Here is a 13,673-nt window from a genome sequence, read left to right on the forward strand (position 1 = left end):
ATGTTTACTTCCCGGAGCGAAGCCGCGGATCAAGCACGTCGCGCAGTCCGTCTCCAAGCAGGTTGAAACCAAGTATCGCAGTCGCGATGCCCAGACCCGGGAAGGTGACCAGCCACCATTGACCGGAAATGATATACTCGCGTCCCTCCGCAATCATGGCGCCCCATTCCGCAATCGGCGGCTTGACGCCAAGTCCGAGGAAGCTCAAGCTGGATGCGGTCAGAATGGCAAAGCCCATACCGAGCGTAGCTTGGACCAACAGCGGAGCAAGCGCATTGGGCAAAATATGTCGGAACAAAATGACTTTATCCTTGACTCCGATCGCACGACTCGCCTCGATATATTCTTTTTCCTTGAGCGAGATGGTCTGGCCGTACATCAATCGGGCAAACTCCGGAATCCCGACGACGCCGACCGCAATCATCGCACTGGTGAGCCCGGCTCCGATCGATGCCGCAATCGCCATCGACAGCACCAGCGAAGGGAAAGCCAACAAAATATCCATCAAACGCATGATTACATTGCCGATTCGGCCGCCGTAGTAGGCTGCGATTCCGCCAAGCGGCACGCCGATGCAAAAGGAAATCGCGACGGCGATCAAGCCTGTCCAGATACTGATACGGGCACCGTACAAAACGCGACTGAGTACGTCTCGCCCAAAGTTATCGGTTCCGAACCAATGCGCCGCATTCGGAGCTTGCAGCTTAGAGGCCGTATCCGTCAGCGTCGGCCCATACGGCGCAACCAAAGGTGCAATAATAGCGAGGATCGTCCAGATGATAATGAAGCCAAATCCCAGCATGGCCAGACGATTTTTCATCAATAGCCGGGTAAAAGTCTGCCGTTTCGCCGCAGCGACTTGCGCCGAAGGTTGCGGGACAGGATTGGGAACAAGCGTTGTTGCCGTTTCACTCATGGGTTAAGCCTCCTTGGTTTCACTCGTAACGAATACGCGGATCGATCCAGCCATAAATCAGATCGACGAGCAAATTAATCAGGCTGTAGAGCAGTGCGCTCACTAAAGTAAAAGCCTGAATCGGTGCGTAGTCGGCAGCGAGAATGGAATCCGTGACGTAACCACCAACGCCCGGCCAAGAGAAAATCGTTTCGGTAATGACCGCACCGCCTAGCAAATAGCCGAATTGCAGTCCCAGCACGGTCAGCGTCGGGATCAACGCGTTCACCAGAGCATGACGGGAAATCACCAGAAACTCATGAATCCCTTTAGCCCGCGCGGTACGGATAAAGTCTTGTCCGATGACTTCCAGCATGCTGGAGCGCATCATTCGGGCTACGATCGCCATCGTTCCGGTGCTAAGGCAGATCGCGGGTAAAATCAGATGCGCCAGACTGGATCGGAAAGCAAGAAAGTCGCCGGTAATGAGACTGTCGATCAGATACAATCCGGTAATATCGGTGGGCGGGTTCAAGTCACCGCTGATTCTTCCCATCGGCGCGGGCGACCAGCCCAGAATCGAATAGAAAATGTAGATGAACATCAAGCCCAACCAGAAGATCGGCACGCACGCCCCAATGAGGGAAAAGACTCGCGAGATATGATCGGCAATCGACTCTTTACGCGTAGCCGCGATAATGCCGACCGGAATAGCAACGAGCACCGCGATCAAAATACTGAACAGCGTCAATTCGATCGTAGCGGGGAAACGGTTGGCGAAGTCTTCGGCTACCGTATGTCCCGTGTGATACGCCATGCCCAGATCTCCCTGGAACAACTTGATCACGTAGCTGAAAAACTGCATGTACAACGGCTGATCGAGCCCCATATCGCGCCTGATGTTCTCAATGACCGTATCATCCGCTTGTTCGCCTGCCATCATCACCGCCGGATCGCCCGGCAGGACTCTCGACAGAATGAACGTGATAATCACGATCCCAAGCAGCGACGGAATCATCTGTCCCAGCCTTTTCACGGTATATCCAAACAATCGATCCACCCCTTTTTGTTCTTTAGCTGTTGTCCGTTTTCCTCACATCTACATTTCCAAATCCCTTTTTCAATTCGCGTTTCAGTGATTTGTGCTCATTCTACAGAGATTAAGACCGGTTCACTACGTCCTATTCCGCTAAAAAAACAAAGCTTCTCCTGTCCTCCAAGCACGAATATCACTCTTTATGTCAATTATTTTCCTCAATACAGCTAAACCGCTTTAAAACAAAGAAGCTTCAAAGCAAAAAAAGAACCTAGAATTACCTTAGATGCAACGCACCAAGAAAACGTAACTGGAAGCGAGACGACGGAGAGAGAAATTCAGTGAAAAACGCCTTTGAACTCGGAAAATTCCTTAGTTAAATCCAATCCATTTTCCGAGTGAGACAGCGTTCTGAACGAATTTCTCTCGCAGTCGTCTCGCTTCCCGCTTCAAAGTAACTTTCGAGAACAGCCTGAATCCGAGTTCACTCAGATGGTTGTTCAGACAAATAATAGGCAATCAGACAAAGATGCAAAGTCAGTTGCTCATGCGGATCATTAAGGTCAAAACCCGCAATATCGCGAATACGTTCCAAACGATATTTCACCGAATTGCGATGAATAAACAAATGATTAGCTGTATCTATCAGACTTCCGCGGCTTTTCAGATAAAAGAATAAGGTTCGCAGCAGATCCCCGCCATGATCTTCGTCGTACTGTTTGAGTTTACCCAACCGCCGCTCGAATAAGGCTTTGAATCCGACGTCGTCCGCGGTGCCGCGCAAAAGATGGTACAGTTCAATCTCTTCATAGTCCGTCAATTCTCCGCCGCTGAGTTTGTTCGAGATCGACAAAGCACTCCGCGCTTCGCTATACCCTTCATGAATATCCCACAGCCATTTGGGACGTCCGATTCCTGCCCTGCACCGGGAAAGTCCGGATTCTTTGCTTCGCATCCAATCCTTAACTACACTTGTCCAGACATGAGTCTCTTCCAGCGTTGTCGTTTCTTTTGACGCAAACATAGGCAAGAACAAAATGGCCCGATTGCTGCGGAATTCCACGTGCGGCTTGACGCCTCGACTGGCAGCTTCTTGTTGAAGCAGACGAATTAATCCGGTCTCGTCCGGCGATAGATCGCCTTCAATGACAACGACCTGCCACATCTGTGCCGGATTCATTCCAAGTTGACGGCCCCGTTGCTCCGCTTCGTGCCGTGACAATCCTGGAGGCGTCATCAGCTCGTCGATAAAATTTCCTCGGAGTCGGCTCTCGGTATCCGCAACGATCTTGTCGCGCATCAGCTCCAACGCCAGTACCAATCGAAACTGCTCAATCGCAACCCCTTCCAGCTCATCCAATTCGCGCTTATCAACAAGCAGACGAGCTACAGAGCGTCGGTCGACATCGATATTCCATTCTTGCGGATGCTCCGCGGTTCGATAGTCCCAGCCGACGGGGGAAGCAACAAGCGTGCAACCTGCATAGTCCACGACAGCCGTTGACGTTCCAAGCAGCGCGGATACCTGATCCTGCACCGCTTGAATACCTGAATTTTCAAGTACCATTCGCGTCAACTTACGGTAAATTTCATCTGCACGGCGCAGTAATACCGCCTGTCGATCCAACACCTGCTCCATGACCGCTTGCGTAATGTCGGTGTAAGGAATTTCAGGCGGCAATTCAATCAGCGGCAATCCGGCTTCCTCGCTTGCAAGCAACGCTTCCTTTGGAATTTCATTCAGAAAACGAGCAGGCTTGATCGCCAATCCCGCAGCCCCTCCCTGGGCCAGCGTACGGATCATGTCCGTCAGACGTGAAGGATCATGACGAATGGAATAGGCCGTGGTCAGCATAAGCACGCCTTCTTTCACCCATCCTTTTAAATCCGGTACTTCAATAATGTCAATACAACGTACAGGGCGGCTTAATCCCTGTGCACCTCCGACCACTTTGGCCTGCCCGAGCAGAGGCATGCGAAGCAGTTCACTAACAGTCACTCCGGTCTTCTCCACGATCTCCTCACCACCCTGTCTAAGTTGTTATCGCGTCTGTCCGAGTGCTCAAATGGAGTTTGCAACTCTTTCATCCGCCGACTTGCTCAATTTTCAGGTTAGTTTATCAGACATCGAAGGTTAAGAATAGAGCATGTTAGCTATTTGTGAAAAGTAAACGCTATCCTATTCCGTGTATATCCATCAATGGAAATGGATTCAATCATAACCTCGCATGAATCTTGAAAAGAGCACAGCAAACAGGCTTTGCTTGCCGGAATACTTCTGCCGGAAAACAAAGCCCGTTGATTGTACAATCTGATAACTGATCCAAGTCGTTCGTTTACACCAAATCCTCTTATCAAACAATCCAACATCGCGATTACCATGACCGTGTTTGATAAGAGGTTGCTCAAGCTGCAATTTAAACCGTTAAGTCATGTACGACTTCCGCGCCAAGTGCAAGAATCGGATCAACTGCGACAATCCCGGTTCGGGCGAACAGTTCTGCCGCAAAATCAATACTGGCAAAACCTGTGCAAGCCAATACGAGTACCTCGGCTCCTCTAGCTTGCAAACGCCGTGCCGCTTCAATCGCAGCCTCGCGTCCGGAAGGCGTCTGAAGATCAAGTGTCGTTACGACGCCCTCCGGCCGGTCCATTCCGATATAAGCTTGACCCAGCACCTCATAAATGAGCGGCGGGATTTCCTCTAAAATAGTCAGTACGCCTACCCGTGGTGCAATGCGCAGCGCCCGACGCGCAGCACAAGACCCCGCGCCGTAGACAGGCACTCCCACCGCCAACCGTGCTTCTTCCAACGCCGGGTCAGCCGCACAACTGATTCCGATGGCGCGGCAACCGCGAAGTTCCAGTTCCCGAGCCAACGCGACAATTTTCGGAAGCGATTCCGCTTCTGTCGCCTCATCATAGACTCCGTTCGGCTGATTCGGAATACAGGCGCTCAGCGTGCGAATACCGCTATCTTTTTGAATCAAAAGACCATGTTGATCGATATCCGCTTGTCGCTGCATCGTAATGACGCGAATGATTCCCAGCATAGACGACCTCCTCTCAATCGATCAGCTTACCCGCTTTCATCACAAGGCGATCGTCGAGATACACATCAGGCTGCCGAACAACGCAGTCGATATGTACGCCGGCATCAACAGTCCCGCCGAAGGTATGATTACTTCCGAAAGCGATATGAATGGTACCGTACACCTTTTCGTCCTCCAACACAACCCCCGTGATCCGAGCCTTATCGTTGGTTCCGATTCCGAATTCCGCCAAGGTTCGTCCTGCTTCTTCTCCCAGCATATTCAGCAATTCGGACCCTGACGCTCCTTCCGCCGCAACTAAACGTCCTTCGCGTACCCGAAGCAATAACGGTTCCTCTAGCGCGCCAATCCCGGCAACGGACCCATCCACCCAGATCTCGCCTTCACCAAGCCCTTCGATCGGAGCAATATAAGCTTCGCCCGACGGCAGATTTCCGGATTCTCCCGGATTACGGTACAGCCCGGTACTCGAAACTCCGTTACGATCGGCAATAGAGAAGGTCAATCGGTATCCTTTTTTCTCGATGCGCACGGTAGAGGCTTCGGATAACTGCGCGGTCATCCGTTCCGTCAAGTCGCGAACCCGGCCATAATCGGCCGTGATCGCTCCATTGACGAACATATCCTCCGTAATGCCGGGCATTGTCGCTACGCGAGCCCCTGCGGCAGCCGCATGTTTGCGCGCTTTCGTATGGGTGAGCGAATGCCGGGTGATGCAGACGACAACCGAAGCCTTTGCCATGGCGTCGGCGATCGGAGCGGGTGGCTCTTCGCCCGACTTGGAGCGTTCGCTCATCACCGCAAGCATCGACTCTGCTCCCAGACGTTTCCCTGCCGCATACAGCGAATCAGCCAAGTCGCGCCGACTGTCATCCGTAACCACCACTAGCGACTCGCCGACCTTGACATCCAGACAATCGCGCAATAACTGACAAGCAATCTCGATTCGAGCCTCATTCATTTTCACACCCCCTTATACCGTTTCCGACAATATTTTACCGATCAGCGCATTTGACAAAATAACGGGAATATCCAGTTCTTCCGTTACCCAGCTTCGCATCTCTTTCGTATATCCCATGCAGTCCAAAATGATCAGATCCGCGCAGCCATTCAGACTGCGAGCCGCATTGCGAAAGGCTTCCCGGTCCGGTGCATAAGGAGATGCGGAAGCATAAACCGGCTCCAATCCGTAAGGCCCGTACTTCAACCGCAGGCTCTCTGCCTGCTGCTCCAACGGACCGATCACCCCTAGCCGACGTTCACCCGCCAATGCTTTTAACAGCGGGGGAAGCAGCCGATCCGGCTCATAGAGTAATGCGTTTGCAGTCATCAACCCTGGAAAAACACCTGTACAGAGCAGCAAAATTTGACCGATCCCTTGCCCTTCCAATTCATTAATCTTTTGCTGAATGAACGGCTTGATCTTATTACGGGAAAAGACGACAGCCTGCCCATTTGCCAGTCTGGAGGTCAATACATGATCGTCCGAACCTTCCGGATACAGCTGCTCGCGGATATCGGATTCGACCATGCCGTCCAGTGCGCCTACCTGTATCAGTTCGATCCCTTCTCCGAGTGCGTCCTCCAAAATAGGAGCTACGTCGGTACGAGGCGCCTGACCGATTGTGATCATCCCCAACCGTCGCGTCCGATTATGAGCGGAGCCGCTCACAAGCCCGACGGTTCCATAGCCGCTTCTGCTTTTTCCGTCTCCTCTACGCCGAGCGTTTGGAGTTGTGCCATCGAACCGTAGAGACGATGAAGCGCCGCAAACTCTTCCTCGTTGTAGAAACGGCATGTTCCGGCGGTGACTTCCTTCGCTGTCTCGACGGCAAATCGTACAGCAGACGCAATGTCCACTTCGTGGCTGGCTCCCGTGCCGCAGCCCGGAATCGCCGACTTCGCAGTCACCGCCAATCCGACAACGGGAGCATCCGTAGCGACTGCCGGTTGCAGAATCGAATTGATATGGTACAAGCCATTGCCGTAAGGCGTAATATCCTGTGTCGTAATCGGGAATGTCACCGGCAGCTCCCCTGTCGTCATCTCCATGATGCGCAGCAGGTCCTCGCTCACGCGCAAAATATAGCCCTGCTTCACGGTCGGCGATAACGCGATGCCTTTATGATTAATGACCCGGTTTCCTTTTGTCGTGTCGATCGATACAATGGCATCCATAGCGGCTTCGATCTCGTAACGATTCATCACGTCGATCTCGACCGGGGAATCCATGAAGTCCACCGGATCATGCGGACGAGTGGGTGCATCCGGACAAATATGCGTGGTGACAATCACATCGCCGACCAGCCGGTCGCCCTTCTGCTGCATATCGGCTAATTTGAGACCTGCCGCAACGGCGGCTACCGCTCCGTCCGCATCGGACACGATGCCAATGCGCGACGGTCTTGCTCCGATTCCGCCCAGACGTCCGACAATCCCCATCGTAGGCGCGATACCTCCAGACGTTTTACCTGAAGTGCCCGGAATCAGAATACGCACAAAGTCCGTTTTTCCTTTTTCGCCATAAACTTCAGTCACTTCGACTTGAGCCTCCGGGTAATCTTGAAACAAATCCTTGATCTCGCGGCCACTGACATAAGCGCTGTCCATCGTTCTATAGCTAATCATCGTTTCGTGAAGGGTCATGTGCAGCTCTCCTTATCGGGAATTTATCAACAATGGTAGCCCATTCCCTTCCTCTTCCACAATGTACCGAGACGCTAAAAAGCAGTGTGTATTCTTGTCCGGCAGCCATAAAACTAACATGACGCGAAGCCTTTTTCCCAACAAAAAAACGGCCTCTCCCAGCAGAGAAACCGCTTGTTCCATACTTATATATTCCACGGACTGAACTAATGATTCATCGAGCCAATGCACGCGAAATGCCGGATTGCGGCTTGCTTCGGCGCAGTACATCCTCGTCGCCGTGACCGGAAAATGGAGACGCCGCCAATTCTCCTTCGCGCACCAAATCCCCGAAGATCGAAGACAGTTGGCGGGTAATCGCCGAATCGTCCTGTCGCAGCGCGACCAAGCTCGTCTGAAGCGCGAATTCGGACAACTCGCGCACGCGCACAGGCGTCAATCGTCCTTCCCGTACTTCTTCGCGCGCGCAAACCGCAGGCAGGAATCCGATACCCGCTCCGCGCAGGATCAGCTTTTTCGCCGTCTCGGAATTATCGACGTGAAACGCGATCTCCGGCGGCGATTCCAGGGCTTCGAACGCCCGGTGAATCCGTAGCCAGTCAAGCGTTCCGCATTCGAAAAAGACGAGTTTGCGTTCTTGAAGCTCTTCCGCCGATACCGATTCTTCGTCGGCGAACGGATGGTCCGAACGAACATACAAATGGATCGGATCTTCGTAAAAAGCCGCGGTACGCAGCGACGGGTGCATCACTTTGCGGATAAACGCCACGTCGGTCTCTCCCGCAAGCAGCCGCTTGACCAAGTCGTCCGTGCCGCCGGTCGTCAGCTTGACGTGGATGCCGGGGCAGCGTTCGTGCAGGCGGGGCAGCAGCTCGGGAATCAGATAATTCGATACGGAGATCGTGCTGCCGATCCGAAGCTCCTGCGGCAATTTTTCCGAACGACGAATATGCTGGCGCCCCTTTTGCAGCGTCTTCAGCATTTCTTGGGCATAAGGCAGAAATTTGCGTCCTTCTTCCGTCAAAACGACCTGCTTGCCGATCCGGTCGAATAACCGGCAGCCGAGCTCTCGCTCCAGCGTCTGGATTCTGGCCGTTACCGAGGGCTGCGATAAAAACAGCGCCTCGGCCGTTTTGTTGAAACTCCCGTAGTGATTGATATAGACGAAAGATTCGATATTTTCGATATTCACCCGGCTGCCCCGCTTTCATTATGATTTTTCCGATGAATTAAGTCGGTTTAATGTATCATAGTGTCCGTGAGCATTGCTGTCAATGGATATTCAAGCGCAAGAAGATATAGAAAAAATCAATAAGGAAACGGATTTCCTGCTTCTTTTTACCGCCTTTTCATCTCCGCTTCCTTATCATCGGCGCAATCCGTCCATTTTGGATCGATAGACTTTTTCTATACGTATCGCCGCAAACTTATCCCAAAGGCCAGTACGATCTTCGTTCGGCTCGTTCGTCCAATACGCGGTAGACGGCACGTCCCATATATAACGGAAGATTCAGCTTGTTCAAATCCGGCAAACCGTTTTCGCCGAATACGGCATCGTCCCGATAAGCTTGTACGATCTCCCCGACGATCCAATAATGGTCCCCATATGCATGAATATCTTTGACCCGGCATTCGTACGCGACATAAGCGTCACGGAGAATCGGCACGCCCGTTTGCTCGCCGTCATCGAATGTCAGATTCAACGCGCTCAGCTTGTCGACGTCGCGACCGCTCAAAGTGCCCGTACCCTGAATCTGTTCGCTGCACGCTGCAGGCAAAAAATGCACGCCGAACACGCCGGATTCGCGGATCAAGCCGTAGCTATGCGCGGCTTCGCGCAGCGATATTCCGTAAAAGGCAGGACCGGAGCCGATATAGGAATGCCAGCCCGACGCCATTACGTTGCGCTCCTCGCCCGATCGGGATGTCACGACGGCGACCATGCCCGGATACGAGTAGGTCAATTCGCCTTCGACCGCTTTTTTCATCGATACCCTCTCCTTGTTCGTCTTTTGATTTTCGAGCCGCATACGCAAAAAACTTACCCGTACACATCTGTCTTAAGTGTACAGGTAAGCGAGTAAAAGAATCAAATCTGCCGCAAACGGACGATTTCGTTTCAAGCTCTTGATTTGAACAACAAATAGACGAAATACGGCACGCCGATAATGGAGATGACCATGCCGACCAGACCGGAGATCGGCATCATGTAGCGATAATGGATACCGATCAATCGGCGGGCAATACGCGGGCGATCAGACCGAAGAAGCCGACCCGGTACGCCCGCCGCGAGCGATAACCGATACGTTGGATGCCGTTCAGGCGGAAGATCAGATTCTCGTGCAAAACGTTCGTTCCGCGCTGCACCGTACCGTCTTTCATTTTTAAAATCATCCCGATTGCTCTTTTCTTTTCGGCTTCTGCCTGTAATAATCATTAAATGATAATTCATATTTACCGTATAGGAGGAACCTTCATGACATCTGACTTCACTGCACCGCAAGTCCGCTCCGGCGACACCCATGCACCGATCGAACTGCGCGGCACAAGGCAATTCGCCCTGTTTTCCGCGGAAGGACGCGAATACCGGATCCTGATGTCCGTTCCGGATCGGGAAGCGCCTGCATCCGGCTATCCGGTCATTTACATGCTCGACGGACATGCCGCGTTCGCCACAGTCCTCGATGCCGAACGGGCTCAATCCCGCCGCGCCGAAAAAACAGGCGTCGCGCCGTCCGTTATCGTGGGTATCGGCTATCCGAGCGGCCTTCCTTTTTCCCCGGAGCGCAGTTACGATTACACCCTGCCCGTCCCGGCCCAAAACCTTCCGCCTTCCCGAGACGGCAAACGGTGGCCCGAGCATGGCGGAGCCGACCTTTTCCTGAACTTTATCGAAAATGTGCTAAAACCGAAAATCGAAAGCATCCTTCCTATCGATCGCAGCCGTCAAACGCTGTTCGGACATTCCTTAGGCGGACTGTTCACGCTGCATGCTTTATTCACCCGTCCCGAAGCGTTCCGCTGCTATATCGCCGGAAGCCCCTCCCTGCATTGGGCGAAACCGTTGATCGGGCAGGAAGAAGAAGCTTTTATCCAAAAACTGCACACCGAAAAATACGAGCTGAATCTGCTGATTGCCTTGGGCGAACTCGAAAGCGACCCTCCCCACCATATGGTTCAAAACGCCCGCGCCCTGTACGACCGCCTCGAACCGCTGCGCGAATACGGACTGAATGTCAATTTCCGCTTATTCGAAGGCGAAAATCACGGCTCCACCCTGCCTTCCATCGTCAGCCCGATGCTGAGAACGGCGGCCCTATAAAAAATTAGAGAAAACCAGCTTAGGCAAACGCAACCATACCTCTATTCAAAGCAAGCTGTCGATAAGGTCAAGTGTGCGGTGGACGCGAAAAGACTCTGAAAGAGCCTACGCCGGCCATTTCTTCCGCAGCGCCTCCGCCTCCCCGCACCAAACGGAACCTATTTGCTTTATTATCCCTCCACCTCGATTTTTCCTCCGCTCAAAATCTTCACTCCGTCGCCCTGGTACGCTTCGAAATCCTTCATTAGCTGAAACAGCGCCCGGTCCTTATGCTTCGCTTCCAGCATCACGTCGATCTGCGGAGACGTCTTCGCGGCCTCGCGCAAAAAATCCAATAAAGGCCCGACTTCCACGCCGTCCGCATGGCTTCGACGGTCCGTCTCGCTTTTCGGACTGGAAGCATGGATCTTCGGCGGCAAATGTTCGCCGTCTGGCACATCGGTTCGGGCAAGCGGCGACTCCCAGGTCTTCGCTACCTCCGGCCACCAGTCTGAAGCCGGTTCACCGCTGCTATTCGTCCAATGATGATGGATATCCAGCACCATTGGCAGGCCTGTGCGCTGCGCGGCTTCCAGCGTTTCTCCGACCGTGAATGTCTTATCGTCATTTTCCAGCGTAATCCGACTTTGAATATCCGGGTCCAGCTCCGCAAAATGCTCTACAAATCGATTGGCTGCTGTAGGCTTATCCCCATACGCGCCGCCGATATGGATATTATTTTTCGAACGCGCATCCAGTCCCATCGCTTTGAGCATTCGGACATGGTAACGCAGATCCCGAACCGACGACACGAGTACCTCCGGTCGCGGCGTGCTCAGTACCGTATAGTGGTCGGGGTGGAAAGAGACTCTCAAATTATGCTTGCGCACATAAGCGCCGATTTCCGCAAAAGGCTCGGCCAGCGCAATAAAAGGGTCCCAATCCCGGAGATCGGCATGCGTGGCAAGCGGAATCAGTTTGGAAGAGAAACGGTACATTTCGATTCCTTCCGCCACATTATGTCTCAGCAACCGCAGCGTATTATGCAGATTGACGGCAGCGATCCGTTCCAGCTCCCGCAATCCGGCTTCGCGGTCCGGCAGCTTGGCGAAGCGTGCCATGGTCATCGTTTTCGAAGGCGAAGAATCCTGGATTTCAAGCGACATTGCGACATATCCAAAACGAACAATCATCAGCAGCTTCCTTTCTAGGGCGTGTTTTAAAACTCCAATGGACACAGATTTTGCCGAATTTTCGTTCTCAATAAGAAACTTTTTCGCAGTCGTGCCGGGGCACGTCAAGAAGAAGTGACGTGATCGCTGGTGGATGACTACACGCTTTAAGTAAACATCCATTGAGGGCGAAAAGGCGGTAAAAGATGTATATTGTCGAGTTTTAAAACACGCCCTAGCCGAACATGGTATGCGTGTATTGATTGTCGATTCAACAACGCTTCAGAGTTATGACTTTTCGTATCAAGCTTTGGATGTTCCGTGTCACCCGCAGAAGTATGACGGATTTAAAGTTTGGATTCCTGTAAGAGGTAAGCAAGCCGTTGCGTATGCCGATTATGATTTCATTCTATACGACACCGACGATCCGTTTCGAGTGGCTGAGTTGCCACTTTGCGAACTATCCGCATGTCACAGAATATGGATCGAGGGAGCGCGTGAACCGGGAGAAGCGTACATTAACGAACAATTCGAAGCTTTTCCGATTGACTAGAAAGAATCATGGGTCTATTACCCGGACGAACGCAATCTTGCGGTCAAAATCGGCAATCAGTATACCAGCAGCCTAAAGCTGAAGAAGCTATGCTCAGAAATGAAAAAGGCTGTGCAAGGGATTGTCACGGTTTTGCTTGAACATGATAAACGTGAAATGCGGAGATTACGGAAAAAAAGCTGAAAGGAACAAATAAAATGGGACAAATCGCCTTTTGGAGTATAAGGCATTGAACAGGCGTGACCTCTTCTGTGGCAGCGATCGCTTCGATCATCGGTAGCGAGTATCGGATTCGCACATTGGTATCTCAGCCTCAAGGGGAAGAAAACACGCTGGAACGAGGATTTTCCCGCTCGATCAATACCTACAGCCGAGATCCGGCCACTGATGCTGGAACCGGACTTGACGCATTGGTTCGTTTGGCTCGGATCGTCAAGCTGGAGCGAGAAACGGTGAAAAATAATGCACTTTAAAAAATGAAAGCTAACCCTTTTATGAATGCTATAAGCAGGTTAGAATTCATTATCTAGAGTGATGGGTTTGTAAGAAAACTATTTAGGATAAATCAATTTTTCATTATTATCATCCTTTATATAAACCATTTTTGCGTTTTTAAAATCTTTATTTTTAATAGTAATATTAAAATCTCCACTAGGATTTTTTTTAGTGACAAGACCTCCTTTAATATCAATATAAACTTTGTCTTCTTTCAATGCATAACTATAATCTCTATAACTTATTGCACTTGCCGATATGCTGCCTTGAATAGATAAAGAGTCGTCGTTTAGTGAAACTTGCATGACTGCTACTTCTTCTGTAGAAAGAACCGAAGTAGAATTTTTTAGTTGGAAGTATGCTATTAGCAATCCTCCAAGGGCTAATACAATAACTAAAGATCCAAATACTATCATAATTTTTTTTCCCTTTTTCATATGGATCACTTCCCATAAGTTAATATGATGCAATGATTTTTGGGGTAGACATGCATTTCTTTTAAAAGGATAGTCGCATACCAGT

General features: G+C 51.5%; 14 protein-coding genes. 2 read left to right on the plus strand and 12 right to left on the minus strand.

Features of this window, described 5'->3' with window-relative positions; all coding sequences use genetic code 11:
• Window positions 1-4 precede the first annotated feature (4 nt).
• From HRQ63_RS04300 to HRQ63_RS26350, 10 genes are all read right to left on the minus strand, one after another.
• Window positions 5-916, minus strand: coding sequence for an ABC transporter permease (locus HRQ63_RS04300; RefSeq protein WP_172239610.1), 912 nt, complete (start codon window positions 914-916; stop codon window positions 5-7).
• 19 nt (window positions 917-935) lie between these two features.
• Window positions 936-1,946 (minus strand): ABC transporter permease, encoded by a 1,011-nt coding sequence (locus HRQ63_RS04305; protein WP_172239613.1) that lies wholly within the window; start codon window positions 1,944-1,946, stop codon window positions 936-938.
• Between the two features lie 469 nt (window positions 1,947-2,415).
• On the minus strand, window positions 2,416-3,945 hold the full coding sequence (locus HRQ63_RS04310) for a PucR family transcriptional regulator (RefSeq protein ID WP_172239616.1): 1,530 nt from the start codon (window positions 3,943-3,945) through the stop codon (window positions 2,416-2,418).
• Between the two features lie 403 nt (window positions 3,946-4,348).
• The gene (locus tag HRQ63_RS04315) at window positions 4,349-4,984 is read right to left on the minus strand and encodes an aspartate/glutamate racemase family protein (RefSeq protein ID WP_172239619.1); all 636 of its coding nucleotides are present in this window, start codon (window positions 4,982-4,984) and stop codon (window positions 4,349-4,351) included.
• 13 nt (window positions 4,985-4,997) lie between these two features.
• Window positions 4,998-5,945 (minus strand): aminopeptidase, encoded by a 948-nt coding sequence (locus tag HRQ63_RS04320; protein ID WP_172239622.1) that lies wholly within the window; start codon window positions 5,943-5,945, stop codon window positions 4,998-5,000.
• A 12-nt stretch (window positions 5,946-5,957) separates the two neighbouring features.
• On the minus strand, window positions 5,958-6,623 hold the full coding sequence (locus tag HRQ63_RS04325; RefSeq protein ID WP_268239422.1) for an AroM family protein: 666 nt from the start codon (window positions 6,621-6,623) through the stop codon (window positions 5,958-5,960).
• A gap of 29 nt (window positions 6,624-6,652) precedes the next feature.
• Window positions 6,653-7,630: a DUF1177 domain-containing protein gene (locus HRQ63_RS04330; RefSeq protein ID WP_172239625.1), complete on the minus strand. Its 978-nt coding sequence runs from the start codon at window positions 7,628-7,630 to the stop codon at window positions 6,653-6,655.
• 214 nt (window positions 7,631-7,844) lie between these two features.
• Window positions 7,845-8,822, minus strand: coding sequence for a LysR family transcriptional regulator (locus HRQ63_RS04335; RefSeq protein WP_172239628.1), 978 nt, complete (start codon window positions 8,820-8,822; stop codon window positions 7,845-7,847).
• Between the two features lie 235 nt (window positions 8,823-9,057).
• Window positions 9,058-9,618, minus strand: a complete 561-nt coding sequence (locus HRQ63_RS04340) for a flavin reductase family protein (RefSeq protein WP_172239631.1) — start codon at window positions 9,616-9,618, stop codon at window positions 9,058-9,060.
• A 241-nt stretch (window positions 9,619-9,859) separates the two neighbouring features.
• Window positions 9,860-10,024 (minus strand): hypothetical protein, encoded by a 165-nt coding sequence (locus HRQ63_RS26350; protein WP_371873177.1) that lies wholly within the window; start codon window positions 10,022-10,024, stop codon window positions 9,860-9,862.
• 82 nt (window positions 10,025-10,106) lie between these two features.
• On the opposite strand from HRQ63_RS26350, the gene HRQ63_RS04350 reads away from it, so the two are divergent.
• The gene (locus HRQ63_RS04350; RefSeq protein WP_172239634.1) at window positions 10,107-10,952 is read left to right on the plus strand and encodes an alpha/beta hydrolase; all 846 of its coding nucleotides are present in this window, start codon (window positions 10,107-10,109) and stop codon (window positions 10,950-10,952) included.
• Window positions 10,953-11,122: 170 nt separating this feature from the next.
• Here the strand turns inward: HRQ63_RS04350 and uvsE are convergent, their stop codons facing one another.
• Window positions 11,123-12,124 carry a UV DNA damage repair endonuclease UvsE gene (gene uvsE / locus HRQ63_RS04355; RefSeq protein ID WP_172239637.1) on the minus strand — a complete coding sequence of 334 codons (1,002 nt, stop codon included), beginning with the start codon at window positions 12,122-12,124 and terminating at the stop codon, window positions 11,123-11,125.
• A 783-nt stretch (window positions 12,125-12,907) separates the two neighbouring features.
• On the opposite strand from uvsE, the gene HRQ63_RS04360 reads away from it, so the two are divergent.
• The gene (locus HRQ63_RS04360; RefSeq protein WP_172239640.1) at window positions 12,908-13,129 is read left to right on the plus strand and encodes a hypothetical protein; all 222 of its coding nucleotides are present in this window, start codon (window positions 12,908-12,910) and stop codon (window positions 13,127-13,129) included.
• Between the two features lie 78 nt (window positions 13,130-13,207).
• On the opposite strand, the gene HRQ63_RS04365 is transcribed toward HRQ63_RS04360, so the two are convergent.
• Complete coding sequence (locus tag HRQ63_RS04365) at window positions 13,208-13,588, minus strand: flagellar basal body-associated FliL family protein (RefSeq protein ID WP_172239643.1); 381 nt, start codon at window positions 13,586-13,588, stop codon at window positions 13,208-13,210.
• Window positions 13,589-13,673: the final 85 nt, after the last annotated feature.

It is taken from the genome of Saccharibacillus endophyticus (assembly GCF_013185185.1).
Classification (GTDB): Bacteria; Bacillota; Bacilli; order Paenibacillales; family Paenibacillaceae; genus Saccharibacillus; species Saccharibacillus endophyticus.

What these genes read in the sequence shown, in the direction of transcription:
- HRQ63_RS04300 (WP_172239610.1), bottom strand. Translation starts at nt 916, where the DNA reads ATGAGTGAAACGGCAACAACGCTTGTTCCCAATCCTGTCCCGCAACCT.
- HRQ63_RS04315 (WP_172239619.1), bottom strand. Translation starts at nt 4,984, where the DNA reads ATGCTGGGAATCATTCGCGTCATTACGATGCAGCGACAAGCGGATATC.
- HRQ63_RS04320 (WP_172239622.1), bottom strand. Translation starts at nt 5,945, where the DNA reads ATGAATGAGGCTCGAATCGAGATTGCTTGTCAGTTATTGCGCGATTGT.
- HRQ63_RS04330 (WP_172239625.1), bottom strand. Translation starts at nt 7,630, where the DNA reads ATGACCCTTCACGAAACGATGATTAGCTATAGAACGATGGACAGCGCT.
- HRQ63_RS04340 (WP_172239631.1), bottom strand. Translation starts at nt 9,618, where the DNA reads ATGAAAAAAGCGGTCGAAGGCGAATTGACCTACTCGTATCCGGGCATG.
- HRQ63_RS26350 (WP_371873177.1), bottom strand. Translation starts at nt 10,024, where the DNA reads ATGATTTTAAAAATGAAAGACGGTACGGTGCAGCGCGGAACGAACGTT.
- HRQ63_RS04350 (WP_172239634.1), top strand. Translation starts at nt 10,107, where the DNA reads ATGACATCTGACTTCACTGCACCGCAAGTCCGCTCCGGCGACACCCAT.
- uvsE (WP_172239637.1), bottom strand. Translation starts at nt 12,124, where the DNA reads ATGATTGTTCGTTTTGGATATGTCGCAATGTCGCTTGAAATCCAGGAT.
- HRQ63_RS04365 (WP_172239643.1), bottom strand. Translation starts at nt 13,588, where the DNA reads ATGAAAAAGGGAAAAAAAATTATGATAGTATTTGGATCTTTAGTTATT.